The sequence below is a fragment of the Pseudomonas sp. LBUM1645 genome (genome assembly GCF_059716185.1).
Map to the genome: position 1 here is coordinate 2,542,854 of NZ_CP166811.1, position 14,110 is coordinate 2,556,963.

Annotated in this window: 12 protein-coding genes; 7 read left to right on the forward strand and 5 right to left on the reverse strand. The window is 55.5% G+C overall.

The annotated features are described in order from the left end of the window. Window positions 1-87: 87 nt before the first annotated feature. From ACA079_RS11315 to ACA079_RS11335, 5 genes are all read left to right on the forward strand, one after another. A complete protein-coding gene (locus ACA079_RS11315; protein ID WP_497703526.1) occupies window positions 88-1,221 on the forward strand; it encodes a C45 family autoproteolytic acyltransferase/hydrolase in 1,134 nt (377 codons plus the stop codon). 67 nt (window positions 1,222-1,288) lie between these two features. Further along, window positions 1,289-2,230 carry an ABC transporter permease gene (locus ACA079_RS11320; RefSeq protein WP_497703527.1) on the forward strand — a complete coding sequence of 314 codons (942 nt, stop codon included), beginning with the start codon at window positions 1,289-1,291 and terminating at the stop codon, window positions 2,228-2,230. Further along, entirely contained in the window at window positions 2,227-3,099 is an 873-nt protein-coding gene (locus ACA079_RS11325; protein WP_497703528.1) for an ABC transporter permease, read from the forward strand. The genes ACA079_RS11320 and ACA079_RS11325 overlap by 4 nt, the downstream gene beginning before the upstream one ends. Continuing rightward, complete coding sequence (locus ACA079_RS11330) at window positions 3,099-4,730, forward strand: dipeptide ABC transporter ATP-binding protein (protein WP_497703529.1); 1,632 nt, start codon at window positions 3,099-3,101, stop codon at window positions 4,728-4,730. Before ACA079_RS11325 ends, ACA079_RS11330 begins: the two co-directional genes overlap by 1 nt. A gap of 65 nt (window positions 4,731-4,795) precedes the next feature. Continuing rightward, window positions 4,796-6,349, forward strand: a complete 1,554-nt coding sequence (locus ACA079_RS11335) for an ABC transporter substrate-binding protein (RefSeq protein ID WP_497703530.1) — start codon at window positions 4,796-4,798, stop codon at window positions 6,347-6,349. Between the two features lie 3 nt (window positions 6,350-6,352). Here the strand turns inward: ACA079_RS11335 and ACA079_RS11340 are convergent, their stop codons facing one another. Further along, window positions 6,353-6,973, reverse strand: a complete 621-nt coding sequence (locus ACA079_RS11340; RefSeq protein ID WP_497703531.1) for a GntR family transcriptional regulator — start codon at window positions 6,971-6,973, stop codon at window positions 6,353-6,355. A gap of 107 nt (window positions 6,974-7,080) precedes the next feature. Between ACA079_RS11340 and ACA079_RS11345 the strand changes: the two genes are divergently transcribed. Next, a complete protein-coding gene (locus ACA079_RS11345) occupies window positions 7,081-7,920 on the forward strand; it encodes an alpha/beta fold hydrolase (protein ID WP_497703532.1) in 840 nt (279 codons plus the stop codon). A gap of 30 nt (window positions 7,921-7,950) precedes the next feature. Then, a complete protein-coding gene (locus ACA079_RS11350; protein ID WP_497703533.1) occupies window positions 7,951-9,240 on the forward strand; it encodes an NAD(P)/FAD-dependent oxidoreductase in 1,290 nt (429 codons plus the stop codon). Window positions 9,241-9,248: 8 nt separating this feature from the next. Here ACA079_RS11350 and ACA079_RS11355 read toward each other — a convergent pair whose 3' ends face one another. The 4 genes from ACA079_RS11355 to ACA079_RS11370 all read right to left on the reverse strand — a co-directional run bounded on the left by ACA079_RS11355 (window position 9,249) and on the right by ACA079_RS11370 (window position 14,084). Beyond that, complete coding sequence (locus tag ACA079_RS11355; RefSeq protein ID WP_497703534.1) at window positions 9,249-10,262, reverse strand: acyltransferase family protein; 1,014 nt, start codon at window positions 10,260-10,262, stop codon at window positions 9,249-9,251. A gap of 333 nt (window positions 10,263-10,595) precedes the next feature. Next, window positions 10,596-11,789 (reverse strand): class C beta-lactamase, encoded by a 1,194-nt coding sequence (gene ampC / locus ACA079_RS11360; protein WP_497703535.1) that lies wholly within the window; start codon window positions 11,787-11,789, stop codon window positions 10,596-10,598. 654 nt (window positions 11,790-12,443) lie between these two features. Next, complete coding sequence (locus ACA079_RS11365; protein WP_497703536.1) at window positions 12,444-12,872, reverse strand: hypothetical protein; 429 nt, start codon at window positions 12,870-12,872, stop codon at window positions 12,444-12,446. Between the two features lie 159 nt (window positions 12,873-13,031). Next, window positions 13,032-14,084 carry an alpha/beta hydrolase family protein gene (locus tag ACA079_RS11370; protein ID WP_497703537.1) on the reverse strand — a complete coding sequence of 351 codons (1,053 nt, stop codon included), beginning with the start codon at window positions 14,082-14,084 and terminating at the stop codon, window positions 13,032-13,034. Window positions 14,085-14,110: the final 26 nt, after the last annotated feature.

Consider the following 14,110-nt stretch of genomic DNA (forward strand, 5'->3'; position numbering starts at 1 on the left):
TCAAATTGGCGCCAATATTGACGGGGTTTTTGTGAAATTGGTCTGATCCTTGCTCTAGGTCTTGCTCACACTATTTGAGGGCAGGGCATGAGTTATCAATTTCCGTGTATCGAACTGAGTGGCGGGCCATTTGCCCGGGGTGTGCAGTACGGCAAAGCCTGCCCACAGATCATTGCTCGCAGCATTGAAATCTACGGTCAGCAACTGCTGGACATGGGTTATGACTGGGCCGGTATCAAGCGATTGGTCAATCAATTCATTCCCAATATCGAAGCGTTCGAGCCGCAGTACCTGGAAGAGATGCGGGGCATCGCCGAGGGCTCCGGTCATGACTTCGAGGCCATTGTGATGATCAATGCCCGCACCGAGATTATTCACCTGGGGCGGCGTTCGATGCAGGACAAACCGGAACTGGATGGCTGCACCGGCGCCATCGTTCTTCCAGGCGCCACCGCGAACAATGAAGTACTGCACGGCCAGAACTGGGACTGGCGCATGGAGTGCGCGGAGACTGGCGTGGTCCTGCATATTCGTCGTGACGACGGCCCGGATCTGCTGACGTTCACCGAAGCAGGCGGGTTGGCCCGCGCAGGCATGAACTCCATCGGCACGGCGATCACGGGCAACAACCTGGAATCGGATCGTGACTATCAAGTGCTTGGCGTGCCGTTGCCGCTTATCCGCCGCAAGGCCCTGGAAGCCAATCATTTCGCCTTGTCGATGAAAGCCGTGGCGGTGACGCCAAAGTCGGGTTCGAACAACATGATGCTCAGTCATGCGGCCGGGTTTGGTATCAACTACGAATGTGCACCTGATGAAGTGTTCCCGCTGTACGAGGTCGACGATCTGTTGGTGCACGCCAACCATTGGCGCAGCGCAGTAGCGCAGATCAAACTGAAGAACACTGGCATCGGTGGTGCACCAGAAAGCTTTTATCGCGATATCCGTGTCGAGAAACTGCTCAAGCCCTTTCATGGCAGCCTGACGCTGGAACACCTGAAAAGCGCGTTTTTCGATGATTTCGGCAAGCCATTTGCGGTCTGCCGACCACCACGTCCGAGCTCGAGTGGCGAAGACAATCTGTCCGCTACGGTGGCGATGATTTTGATGCGCCCAGCCAGTGGGTTCATGGAAGTTGCCTCCTTGCCGGCGATCAACCGTACATTTGGGCAGTACCGCCTCGAGATGGAATCCGATTACGCGCGGTACGCCACCTGGTAAGCATTGACCTGTTGTCAGCCAGTGTTCTGCCCGATTGAGGGCTGCGTATCAACATCGAGGAACCCACATGTTTCGTTTGATCATTCAGCGTCTGGCCATGGCGGTCCCGACGTTATTGCTGATCTCTATTGCGGTCTTCGCAATGATCCGGCTGATACCCGGCGACCCGGCGCTCTTGATGCTGGGCGACATGGCTGATCCGGCCAGTCTGCTCAAGATGCGGCAGTCCCTCGGGCTGGATCAGCCGGTGATCGCGCAGTACCTGATCTGGCTCAAGGCAGTGTTCCATGGGGATCTGGGCTTTTCGATTACCAGTCATGAGGCGGTTTTGCCGCTGGTGCTTGAAAGGTTCAGCGTCAGTGTGACCATCGTTCTGACAGCGGTGACGCTGGCCGCGGTGATTGCTGTTCCTCTGGGCATGCTGGCGGCGTGGAAACAGGACACGCTGGTTGATTTGGGACTGGTGACGACCGCGACGTTGTTACTGTCGATCCCCGGTTTCTGGATGGGCCTGTTGCTGCTGTATGTGTTTGGTCTGGAGCTGGGCTGGTTGCCGGTGGTGGGGTATGTGCCGTTTTCGGCTGATTTTGGCAAAGCGCTGGCCTACATCATCTTGCCGGTGACAACGCTGGTGCTGCATGAAAGTGGCGTAATTATCCGGATGCAGAGGGCCAGTTCGATCGAAGTCTTGCGCCTGGACTACATCGCTCATGCACGTGCCAAAGGCTTGTCGGAGCGCGCGGTGCTTTGGCGCCATACGTTGCGCAACGCCTTTGCACCCACTTGGACATTGATCGGCCTGATCCTCGGCAACCTGCTGGGCGGGATCGCCGTGATCGAAACGGTGTTCACCATTCCCGGCATCGGACGCCTGATGGTCGACTCCATTTATGCACGTGATTACCCCGTACTGCAGGGCTGCCTGTTGCTCATTACGTTCGTCTACGTGTTGGTCAACCTGCTCGTAGATTTGATGTATCCGCTGTTCGATCCTCGGGTGAAAGCATGAAGATTTTAAGCGAAATTTCCGCGCCGCCGACCGCAGTGCCGAAGGCCCCTGAGCACAAGCGTCCGCTCCCGTTCAACGCGCTGATCGGTGGCAGCCTGCTGGTGCTGCTGGTGCTACTCGCGGTGGCTGGTATCGTCTGGACACCGTATGACCCGCTGCGTCTGGATCTGGCTCACCGATTTATGGCGCCGTCCTGGCCGCATATTCTGGGTACTGATGAGTTCGGCCGTGATGTCTTCAGCCGCATCATCATCGGCGCTCGCACCAGCCTGTGGATCAGCTTGCTGACAGTGATATTGGCAATCAGCATCGGCACGCTGTTCGGATTGCTCGCCGGTTACCTGCGTGGCTGGACGGATCGCCTGTTGATGATGGTCAACGATGCCTTGCTGGCATTCCCCGGGATGCTGTTGGCGCTGGGGTTGCTCGCGATTGTCGGCGCGAGTCAGTACGGCATCGTGCTGGCGCTGGGCCTGGCCTATATCCCCACCGTGGTTCGGGTGGTGCGCAGCACGGTGTTGTCGTTGCGTGAACGAGAGTTCATCGAAGCCTCCAGGGTCATTGGCAATAGCGAGCTGTACACGATGTGGCGGCATATCGCGCCGAACTGCGTGGCACCGTTGATTGTGCTCGCCACCAGCATGTTTGGCTGGGCGATTCTTTCGGAGAGCGCCTTGAGCTTTCTCGGGTTGGGCGTTCCACCGCCGGCGGCCACGTGGGGAAACATGCTTGCCTCCAGCCGGCCGCATCTGGTCACGGCGCCGTGGCTGGGCTTCTTCCCTGGTTTGATGATTTCCATTGCCCTGATCGGCATCAATCTTTTCGGTGACGCCCTGCGTGATCGCCTTGACCCCCGGATGAGTCGCTAATGGATACCGTCAAGCCTTTGCTTCGTGTCAGTAATCTTTGCATTCAGGTGGGAACCGAGGGTTCGCTTGCGGTTGACCACCTCAGTTTCGACATGGCACCCGGCGAGATCGTCGCGCTGGTGGGTGAGTCGGGCAGCGGAAAGACGATGGCGGCGCGTGCTGTCATCGGGCTGTTACCGCCGCCGATGCGCGTCTCGTCCGGTCGTATCGAGTTTGCCGATACCGACCTGTGCGCCTTGCCTTACGATCAGTTGCGTGATGTTCGCGGCTCGAAGATCGGGATGGTGTTTCAGGAGCCGATGGTCTCGCTCAACCCGACGATGACAATCGGTCAGCAGATGGCGGAAGGGTTGCGCCTGCACACCGATCTGGATGAAAAAACCATTCTTGCCCGGTCGTTGGAGATGCTGCGCCGGATCGGCATGGATGATCCGCAGCGTTGTTTGAACGCCTTTCCCCACGAGTTCTCCGGCGGCATGCGACAACGCATCATGCTGGCTTCGGTCATGTTGTTGCGCCCGGCGCTGTTGATCGCCGACGAGCCGACCACGGCCCTCGACACCCTGGCCCAGGCTGACGTCATCGAACTGATGCTCGAACTGACGCGGGAGGAGGGCACCGCGATCCTGTTCATCAGTCATGACTTGTCGCTGGTGGTGCGCCATGCCCACAAAGTCGTGGTGATGCGCAACGGCAAAGCGATCGAAAGCGGTCCGACCGAACAGATCCTGCTCGGCCCCAAGGCTGATTACACCCGGCAATTACTCGAAGCACTGCCTACCCGCGGCAACCTTGACAGCGCATCACTGGCCGCGCCGTTGATCGACATGCGTAACGTCACCATCGAGCACCCGGGGCGTCAGGGTTTCCTGTGGCGCGGTAAAGCCAAACGCGCGGTGGACGGAGTCAGTCTGCAAATCGCTGCCGGTGAAACGCTGGCGCTGGTCGGCGGCAGCGGTTCGGGTAAAACCACCCTTGGCCGTTCGGTCGTCGGGTTGGTCAATCCGATTGCTGGCGAGATCTTTTTCGATGGCGTCGACATCCTCAAAAGCGCCAACCGTGAGCATCGATTGCAATGCCAGATGATCTTTCAGGACCCGGTATCGTCCCTCGATCCGCGCGCCAGAATTTCTGAAATTCTCGCTGAACCGCTGCGCCATGTGCCGGGCCTTAGTCGCGAGCAGCGTGCCGAGCGCGTGCGCACCATTCTGCAGGATGTGGGTCTGGACCCGCTCTTCGCCAACCGCTTCCCCCACCAGCTTTCAGGTGGTCAGCGGCAACGCGTGGCGATTGGTCGGGCGCTGATTCGTCACCCCAAACTGGTCATCGCCGACGAACCGATTTCCGCTCTCGACATGACCATTCAAAAGCAAATCCTGGCGTTGTTCGAGCGGCTGCAAAAGCAGTACGGCTTTGCTTGTCTGTTCATCTCGCATGACCTTGCGGCGGTGGAACGAATTGCCCATCGCGTGGCCGTCATGCAGCAAGGTCGACTGGTTGAAATTGGCACCACCGCACAAGTGTTCGACAACCCGCAACACGCCTTCACTCATCGCCTGCTGGCTGCCGCCAATCCGTTGGTGCGGCTGGCCGACGGGAGTTATCAATTGCGCAGCAGTGCTGCTGTGTGAAGGACTTTATGGCCGTCGTACCTGTGGCGGCGTGAACCTGTTTCATCTTTATCAAGGACTCGCTTATGAATCGCTTTTTAGTAAACGCTCTGACGCTGAGCATGATGACCATGATCGGTTGCGGTATCGCCCAGGCGCAAACCTTGCGTCTGGCTATGAACTCCGATGTTCGCAGCCTGGACCCTGGGGTCAATCGTGACGACCGTTCCGATGCGGTCGTGCTGCATATGACCGAAGGGTTGGTGGCCTATGGGGAAAAGGGCGAAGTCAAACCGTTACTGGCACAGAAGATCGATGTCTCTGCTGATGGTCTGACCTACACCTTCACCTTGCGCCAAGGTGTGAAGTTCCATAACGGCGAATCGTTGACTGCCGCCGACGTGCTATGGAGCTGGAACCGGGACATGGACCCCAAGACTCAGTGGCGTTGCCTGCCGGAGTTCGATGGCAGCGGCTCGACCAAGGTGACCAAGGTAACGGCACCGGATGACCATACCGTAGTGATGGAATTGGAAAAGCCTAGCGGTATGTTCCTCGCCACGCTGGCGCGTACCGATTGCGGCGGCACCGCGGTGCTGAACAAAGCCTCGGTTAATGCTCAAGGTGAGTTCCTGGCGCCGATAGGCACTGGCCCTTATCAGTTAAGCGAGTGGAAGCGCGGGCAGTACGTCACGCTGACCAAATTCGCTGACTATCAGTCCTTGCCCGGCCCGCGCGACGGCTATACCGGAGGCAAGAGCGCGCTGACCCATGAAGTACGGTTTGTGATTATTCCCGATCAGGCGACGGTCAAGGCGGCGCTCTTTTCGGGCGACCTGGACATGGCGGAAGTCACCGAAACCGACCTGCCAGAAATCAAGACCCACGCAACGCTCAAGGTCTCGACAGACCCCAGCGCGACCATGAATGTGCTGATGTTCCAGACCCGGGATCCGTTGCTCAAGGACAAGCGCATTCGTCAGGCCATCGCCGCCGCCATCGATGTCAAACAACTGGTCGCGACGACGAGCAATGGCTTCGGTGTGCCCAATAACTCAATCATCAGCGTGGCCTCCAACTACTACGGCCCAAGCGAGCAACGCGGCTTCACCTACGACCCACAGAAGGCTGCGCAACTCCTTCAGGAGGCAGGCTATCGCGGCCAACCTCTGACGATCGTCGCCAACAAACGCTCAATGGTCCCCAGTTACGACCTGGCAATTATTGCCCAGGCGATGCTTCAAGCGGTCGGCATTAACGCGCAGGTTGAAGTGATGGAATGGGGCACTCAGCTTGAGCGTTACCAGGCCGGGCGTTATCAAGCGATGTCCTTCACCTATTCGGCACGCTTCGATCCGGCGCTGAGTTTCGAGCAGGTGACGGGTAACAAGGACAAAGAGTCGCGCAAGGTCTGGGAGGATCCGGTGGCGATTGAGTTGTTGTCCCAGGCACTGAAGGAAGGTGACATCGCCAAGCGTCAGTCAATCTTCGATCAACTGCATGAGCGCTTCATCGATCAAGTACCGATGATCGTCATGTACAACGGCCTGGACATCGTCGCGCTGAATCAGAACGTAGAGGGCTACGACGCCTGGATCGGGCAGAAGCCGCGCCTGTGGGGCGTCAGCATCAAGCCTTGAAACTCATTGCTCCAGTGGAGTCTGACGGATGTGCGCCGCGATCAGTCGCTTGAGTTGTTCGCGGTCACCGTTACGCAGGAGGTCAAGGATCTGGAAGTGTTCGCGGCTCGACTGCTCAGCGCGCAGATGCGTACGCCAGGTGCCACCTGGAGACGATGGGGGACGGCTGCGAATTTCTTCAATGAACTCGATCATGACCCGGTTGGTGCACATGTCATAGATCCCGCGATGAAACTCGAGATTCGCGCTGTAGCACTCTTGCATCGTGCCTTCGTTTACCAGGCGGCTGAAGCGCTGCGCGATGACGTCCAGCGCCTGCAAACGCTCCTCGGTGACCTCCATCTGATCGACGGCTGCACATTCGAGTGCGATGCGAACTTCGCGGGTATCCGACACCTGGGTCAAGTCAGGCGTGTGGACGTAATAACCCCGATTGGGGATGTGTTCGACCATATTTTTGAGGACCAACTGGTCCAGCGCACGACGGATGTCCAGTCGAGTACAGCCGTAGCGGTGTTCGAGATCGATCTGCTTGAGCCAGCTGCCGGTCGGAAGAACACCGGCATTAATGTCGTTTGAAATCAGCAGTACCAATTGGCTGCGATCAGTAGTTTTTTTGTTCAAAGGTTACTTCCACAAAACTGGGTAGTGGGCGTGTGAGTCGTCGACCGTGCATGACCCTGACCCGCTTTAGTTTTCAATAATGGCACAATTATCAACGAGGTTTCACAATGTTGAGCAACCCTCAAGACACCCCCGAAGCGCGGCATCGTCAGATGTACTACCGAGGTAGCACGACCATCTTTTCGTGCCGTAAGGATCCGCGTTTTGTCTATTGTCTTTATGTTCCGCAAACCTTCGACCAAGCACCTGAAGGCCACCGTCTGCTGGTCGCGGTCCATGGTACCGGGCGTACGATGGTCGAGTATCGGGACGCGTTCGCCGAGTTCGGGCGTTTCAATCGCTACATCATTCTCGCGCCGCTGTTTCCGGTAGGTCCACTGGGCGATGGCAACCCGCATGGTTTCAAATACCTTAAGGAAGGGGACATTCGTTATGACGAAGTCCTGCTGGCAATGGTTGATGAAGTATCCGAGGCACTCAGCACTTCGTTCGAGAAGTTTTCATTGTTTGGTTATTCGGGCGGTGGGCACTTTGCGAACCGATTTTACTACCTGCACCCCGAACGTCTACGCTCCGTTTCTATCGGTGCACCGGGGTCGGTGACCTTGATCGATGAGGGGCGCGATTGGTGGGTGGGTACCGGAGGGATCGAGGCGATTTTCGGCAAACGACTGAATCTCGATGCGCTGCGTGAAGTGGATGTTCAACTGTTAGTAGGTGCCGCAGACCTGGAAACCTGGGAGATTCACTACGCACCTGGTTCGGTGCAATACATGGAAGGCATCAACGATGCCGGGCGCACAAGGGTGGAGCGCAACGCAACGCTGGCGCGCAACCTTGAGGCCTATGACATACGTGTTCAGCAGGACATTGTTCCCAACACCGCCCACGCCGGAATATCGGTCGTGCCCTACGTCCAGGACTTTCTATTGCAACTAGGCGATTGAATCAAAACGCCGTCGAGGCCACATGAATTTATGAGCACTAATTTCCAGCAAACCTTTTATGAAACCACGGCCGACATCACCACCTATCCCGCCCAATCGGGTCGTGTAGATACTAAAGTGTGCATCCTCGGCGGTGGCCTCGCAGGCCTGTCGACCGCACTCGGGTTGGCGGAGCGTGGTATCAATGATGTTGTTGTTCTGGAATCTCATAGCATCGGTCATGGTGCCTCGGGTCGTAATGGCGGCTTCGTCTTCGGAGGCTACAGCCTGGGAAACGCTGACCTTCTCGCCGCCCTTGGCGTTCAAGAGGCGCAGCGCCTTTACAGGCTAACGCTTGATGCCGTTGAGTTGATCCGTAATCGTGTCAAACAATACGGTATCGATTGTGACCTGGTTGACAAGGGTGTGATTCTCGCCAATTGGTTCAACGACCCGTCAAGACTTGAAACACCGCGAAAACTCATGAGTGACGTATACGGGGTTGATTGGGAATACATGCCGCCAGGCCAGTTGAAAGAGATACTCAAGACCGAGCGCTATTTCGGCGGCCTGCTGGAGCGCAACGCTTTCCACTTTCATCCTCTCAAGTACGTGTACGGCATTGCTCGCACGGTGGCTGCATTCGGTGTGCGTATCCATGAGCAATCATCCGCCCTGAACATCGAGAAGCGTGGAAAGAAATATGTGGTGAAAACCGAAGGCGGGGAAGTGCATGCCGAACATGTCATCTTTTCCTGTGGCGGATACGCGCACGGCGTCTATCGCCCGGTCGAACGTGCCGTGTTGCCGATTGCCACCTATGTCGTAGCAACCGAACCCCTCGGGGCTCGCTTGAAAGAAGTTATCGACTGTGAATCAGCGGTCTACGACACGCGGTTCGCTTTTGATTACTACCGGCCACTTCGCGACAGCAGAATTTTATGGGGAGGGCGGATTTCGGTGCTCAATCGGAGTCCGGAAGCGATCGCCAGTCTGCTCAAAAAAGATCTTTTAGCCGTATATCCCCAGCTGGAAGGTGTAGAAATTCAATATTCCTGGGGCGGGTTGATGAGTTATGGCCGGCATCAAATGGCCCAGATTGGCCAGGATGAAGCAGGCGTCTGGCACGCGGTTGGTTTTGGAGGTCACGGCATGGCGCCCACGACGGTGGCGGGCGAGGTTCTGGCTGATGCTATCGCCAAGTCCATTCCGATTCCCGACGGTTTCCGCAAGTTCGGGTTGACCCGTACTTTTGGTCTGGCAGGTCTGGTCGCCGCGCAAATGACCTATACCGCATGCCAAGCACGAGATGCTTTCGACGCTCTGCGCCTTAACAAGTGACGGCCACTTCAACCGACCGATGTAACAGGTTGGCGAGCTACTTTCTTGGCAAATCTCTTACCAAAAGCAATCCACCATTTTTCATAATAGAAGGTCGAGATATGCGCGGTGATGAAAATGGCGGCGAACAACAAAGGGCGCTTCAAATATTTTATGACGGTATCTCCGCTACCCAGCCAAGTATGTATTAGCAGCGGATGAACAACGTAGAGAGCGTACGAGATGGTGGCGATATAAAATAGAGCACGATTATTCAGAATCTGGGCAACTTGTGTCTGGCTATTGAGTAACGTGCTCCCCACCATTGCTGCGGCAAGATAGGGACGGAAGTAGTTCATGAAGCCCGCATCGGGATGACAGGACAAGACAAACAGGAGGCATAAAAATATTTGTGTGATCCCCGTTTGCGTCGGAAGTTTCGCAAGGATGTTGCCCAGTCTATTGTTGTATATCAGTGCAAGTATGCATCCGGAAAGTATTTCATCAATGCGGTAATAAGTGTTGATTGCGACATGCACATCATTCATGACTCGGTACATCGTGACGGCGATGCAGAGACAAGGGATTAGCACGACCCACTTGTTTCTCATCAGAACTACCAGCAAAGCGATGGCGAAATAAAACTGGACCTCCATGCACAAACTCCATAGGTGGCCGTTTACACTGCCAAGCCACATAGGCGGCCAGTTGGCAATGAACAGAAAGTTTGCGATGTAGAAATCCGAAGTGCTGTTCATGACGGGTAAAGCAATGATCATGTACAACCAGGCGAGAGGCACAACCCGAAAGATTCTGCGGATTAAAAAATCAACGACGCTGCTGTTGTTGAGCAGAAAATTTGTTATCAGGAAACCCGATAGCGTAAAAAATATAGCCATTCCCATAACGCCTGCGGTGGCATTAAATTGCCAAGGCTTTGGGCCAAGTGGTAGCAGGTGGCACGCCAAGACAAGCAAGATGCTTATGCCACGCCATCCATCAAGTACGCTGAATCGAGAGCCCGCTACGGAACTATTATTCATATTCGCATCCCGCTCGTGGGTCGATAGAGGGCATTCGATAAAGGCAGTGCTGCGTCTGAAAACTGTCTGAATTCATATAAAAACCCAGTAGTTGCAGCGGTGAAAAATTCAAGAAATCAGACCATTTAAGCCTGTAGTCTAGGACACCTTTTGCACTTTACACTTCACGCCATAAAAAAATTCCAGTCGCGAGGAGTTCGCTAAATGACTGGGTTTTTGACGTTGTTTGTTTGACGTTGCTTGATAGCATGGCGCTAAGTGAATCGCCCACTTTTGGTTGCCCACCAATCCTCATCCAGGCCACCTCGCTAAGGTGCGTAGAGTTTCAAGCGCTCACTGACGTGCACTCGATCCAATCCGAGTATCCAGGGCCGTCAATACTTCATGGGCGGCTTTCACCTTCGCAGGGAGGGGATAGTTCTTGTTCGCCAGCGTCACGATGCCCATGCCCTTGGCTGGAACAAAGGCCACGTAAGCGCCGAAACCGTCCGTCATGCCTGGCTTGTTAATGAGCACGTTACCCTGCGGTGGCAGCGGAGGGTTGAGCCGGGTAATTTCATGGGCCTCAAGGATCATTGGGTACGAGTTGCCCGCGAGCAAGCGGTCTAGATCTATTGGATATGGGTAAAACTCCCATCCCAAGCCCTGCGTCATATCTGCGACCTTGTAATAGCCTGTATGCGTTGCAGTGATCGCACGTTGCAGAGGCTCATCCAGATCCACCTCCTGCATGTTTGCCTCGACGAAATGAATCATGTCCGCCGAGCTGGATGTCACGCCATAACCCTCGGCATACAGAACACCTGGGACCATCCTGGACGGTACGCCCTCTTTGCTATAGCCGTACGCGTAATGACTCATCTGCGCTTGAGGGACCCTGACGTAACTTTGCTTCAGGCCGAGCATCGGAAACAGCCTCTTTTCCAGTAGATCTTCGAAAGGCTCCCCCATGCTCTCGGCGGTCAGAAAGCCGAGCAGACCGATGCTCGGGTTCGAGTAGAGCCTCATTGTTCCGGCGGCATAGTTCGGTTGCCAGTTTTTGAAATAACCGATCATTGTTTCGTGACTGTCCACATCGCCCGGAAACCGCAGCGGCAGACCGCCGGCCGTGTAGGTTCCAAGATCGAGCAGGCTGATGTTGTCGAGACTGCTGCCACGCAGCGAAGGCAGGTATTGGCTTGCGGGATCAGACAGGGAAAGCTTTCCGATTTCCTGCGCGTAGGATGCGAGGGTCGCCGTGAAGATTTTACTAATCGAGCCGATCTCGAAAATTGTCTCCTCGGTGACCTTCTGCCCACTCTCCTCCATGGAGATGACGCCGTAGTTAAAGTAATACTGCTTCCCATGGAGTGTTACGGCCACCGCCATGCCAGGAATGCCATACTCTTGCATAACCGGCCGGATAGCCGCGTCCACGACAGCCCTGAGTCTGTTTTCTACATCATCTCCAGCGACGCAGCTGCCTGCGCCGAGAAAAGATGCGATAACGGCAAAGCCACCCAACCTGGCCAGAGTCTTTCCGCACATGATTGAAAGATCCTCCATGACTATTGAACAACAGTGGAACTTTCTTGATCTTCATGATCGACAAAAAACTCTACCAAATATTCTTTTTTGGTGAAGAGAAACGTACGGAGGCATTAATTACGTCCGCATCAACGCTCGCATCCAATATATTCATCAGAATATTAGAGTCCGTTATCAGCCTCGCCAGCCTACTAACAACGACTTTGCCTGGAACGATTAATAATTATTTGAAGTCGCGCCGCCATAATATCTACCGATAACTCAACCTCACACACATATATTCAAAGCGTATTTGCTCGTCGGCTTGATATTAGCCCGCCAATATCGACACATTAGAATCAATGGAAATATTTATTATAGTTAATGGCCGTAAGCCAATAAAATATGCGCAAATTTCACCCTGTTCAGGGCCCGAGGCGGTCTATCGAGGCCCTGAATTTGCCCTAATCCGTCTCATCCTCAGCAGAGCTAACGGCGATCGCACTGGTAGCTTCCGTAGCCGACGCCTCCCGCTCACGATAGCGGACACCCAAATGGCAGAGGAGAGTGAGCAAAATCGCGCCTCCCGCTCTTCCGCCAAGCCTGACCAGGTAGCAACCGAAGAAAATTGGCGCCGAAAGGGGTTTTGGGGAAACAGGCCGGAACTGTCAGGCCTCAACGTCCATAGTCAACGTAGGGGCCCAAGTAGAAACCTTGCGTATCCCAGTTGATTCGATAAATAACTTCTTTCCCTCGCTTGATGTTGGCCGCGACAGTTTTGATCGCGACACCAGCACATAATCCAGACTCGGCGAGCCCGGTGCCGAGGTTCACTTCACCGGCCGGCAAAACGAAAGATGCCTTCTGACCGGGACCTATCTTGGCTGCGCGCTGACCATCAATGTAGAACACGACGTCACATCCCGCACCGTCAAACCCGTCATCACGGAGAACGGTCAGGCGTCCCGGATCTTTCGTACCTTGGTCTTTGAGTGCATACATCTTATCGGCAGGAACTGGCCGTGCTTCAGAAACCGATATAGGTGATGTTGCGCATCCGCCCAAGGCCAGCAAGAGCGCTCCCGTTGCGATAATCCTTCGCATAATTTTCCCTCCTGAAAAAGGGCGAATGTATCAGAGCGTCATACGGCTTTGCTTCATAAAGCCATTCGCCAAAAACACCATCGTCAAGTACTACCAAGAGTATCTGCTTTTGGCCGATAGTTGTCTGTCAGGAAGGGCCGCAGGTCTCATACCGCGATTCTACAAACTGTCTTCTTTGTAGATAGATGACTGAAGAAACTCGTCGATCAGCGATGTAACCTGCTGTTGGATCACCCCACGCGAGCGAGCGCCGTCGCCATCCCGGCAAATGATGCCATCGCCTGGTACTTCTTCTTCGAGCAGTACCTCCGCGCCAGGTTTGCACACCGACAAGAAGCTGAAGTGGCTTGCGTCGCTGATTTCGACGTAACGGCTTGACGCCGCAGGCAGGCGTTTGGCCAGGTTGGCAGACTCCAACTCAGCGGGAAGCTCGGTCGACGGTACGCCGGCAGCGATCACCAGCGTTGGTACCGGCAGCGCGGCCAGGCTTTCATCGGTCATGCCCCGTGAAAGGCCCAGGTCCAATGTAACCACGGCAGTGACGCGTTTATCGCGCCAATCGGCGGCCAACGCGGCCTTTGATTCTGAGGTGCTTGCGGGGTTTATCTTTCCATAGTTGGTGCAACTTGTTAACTGCGGGTGGGCTTTGCAGTCCTGGGCGAAGCGGTCTGGATCGAAACGAGCACCGGCGATCTCCAGGGCGGTCCAGCCGCCGAGTGAATGGCCCACCACTGCAATTCGGTCATTGGCGACCAAGCCGAATTTTTCAGGTTGAGTAGTGACGCTATCAATGGCCCGGCGCAAATCAACGGGCCGCTGCCATAGCTGCGCCGCTGCTTGAGGGCTACGGTCATGAGTGGTGGTGCCAGGGTGATTGATTGCGGCGACGATGTAACCCCTATGAGCCAGAGCACTGGCAAGCCAGATCTGGTTGCTCCAGTTACCTCTGTACCCGTGGGAGAGCACCAACAATGGATGCTTGCCAGCAGCGGGCGGCGCGTCACGAACGGCAGAAGCCCCGACGAACACCACATCATCGCCGATCAATTGCGTGGTGGCGGTAGTTGCACTGGGGTACCAGACGACCATCTCCAGTGAGCGGTCATTGTGCGAGTCCGCCAGTGTGGAAGAGTGGAAGCCGACAGGGCTCTCGTCAGCGAGTGCGATGGTAGTAAGGCAGGTCAACAATAGGGCGCCAAAAGCTATTTTCAATGTCGTTTCTTCCTTGATTAGACAAG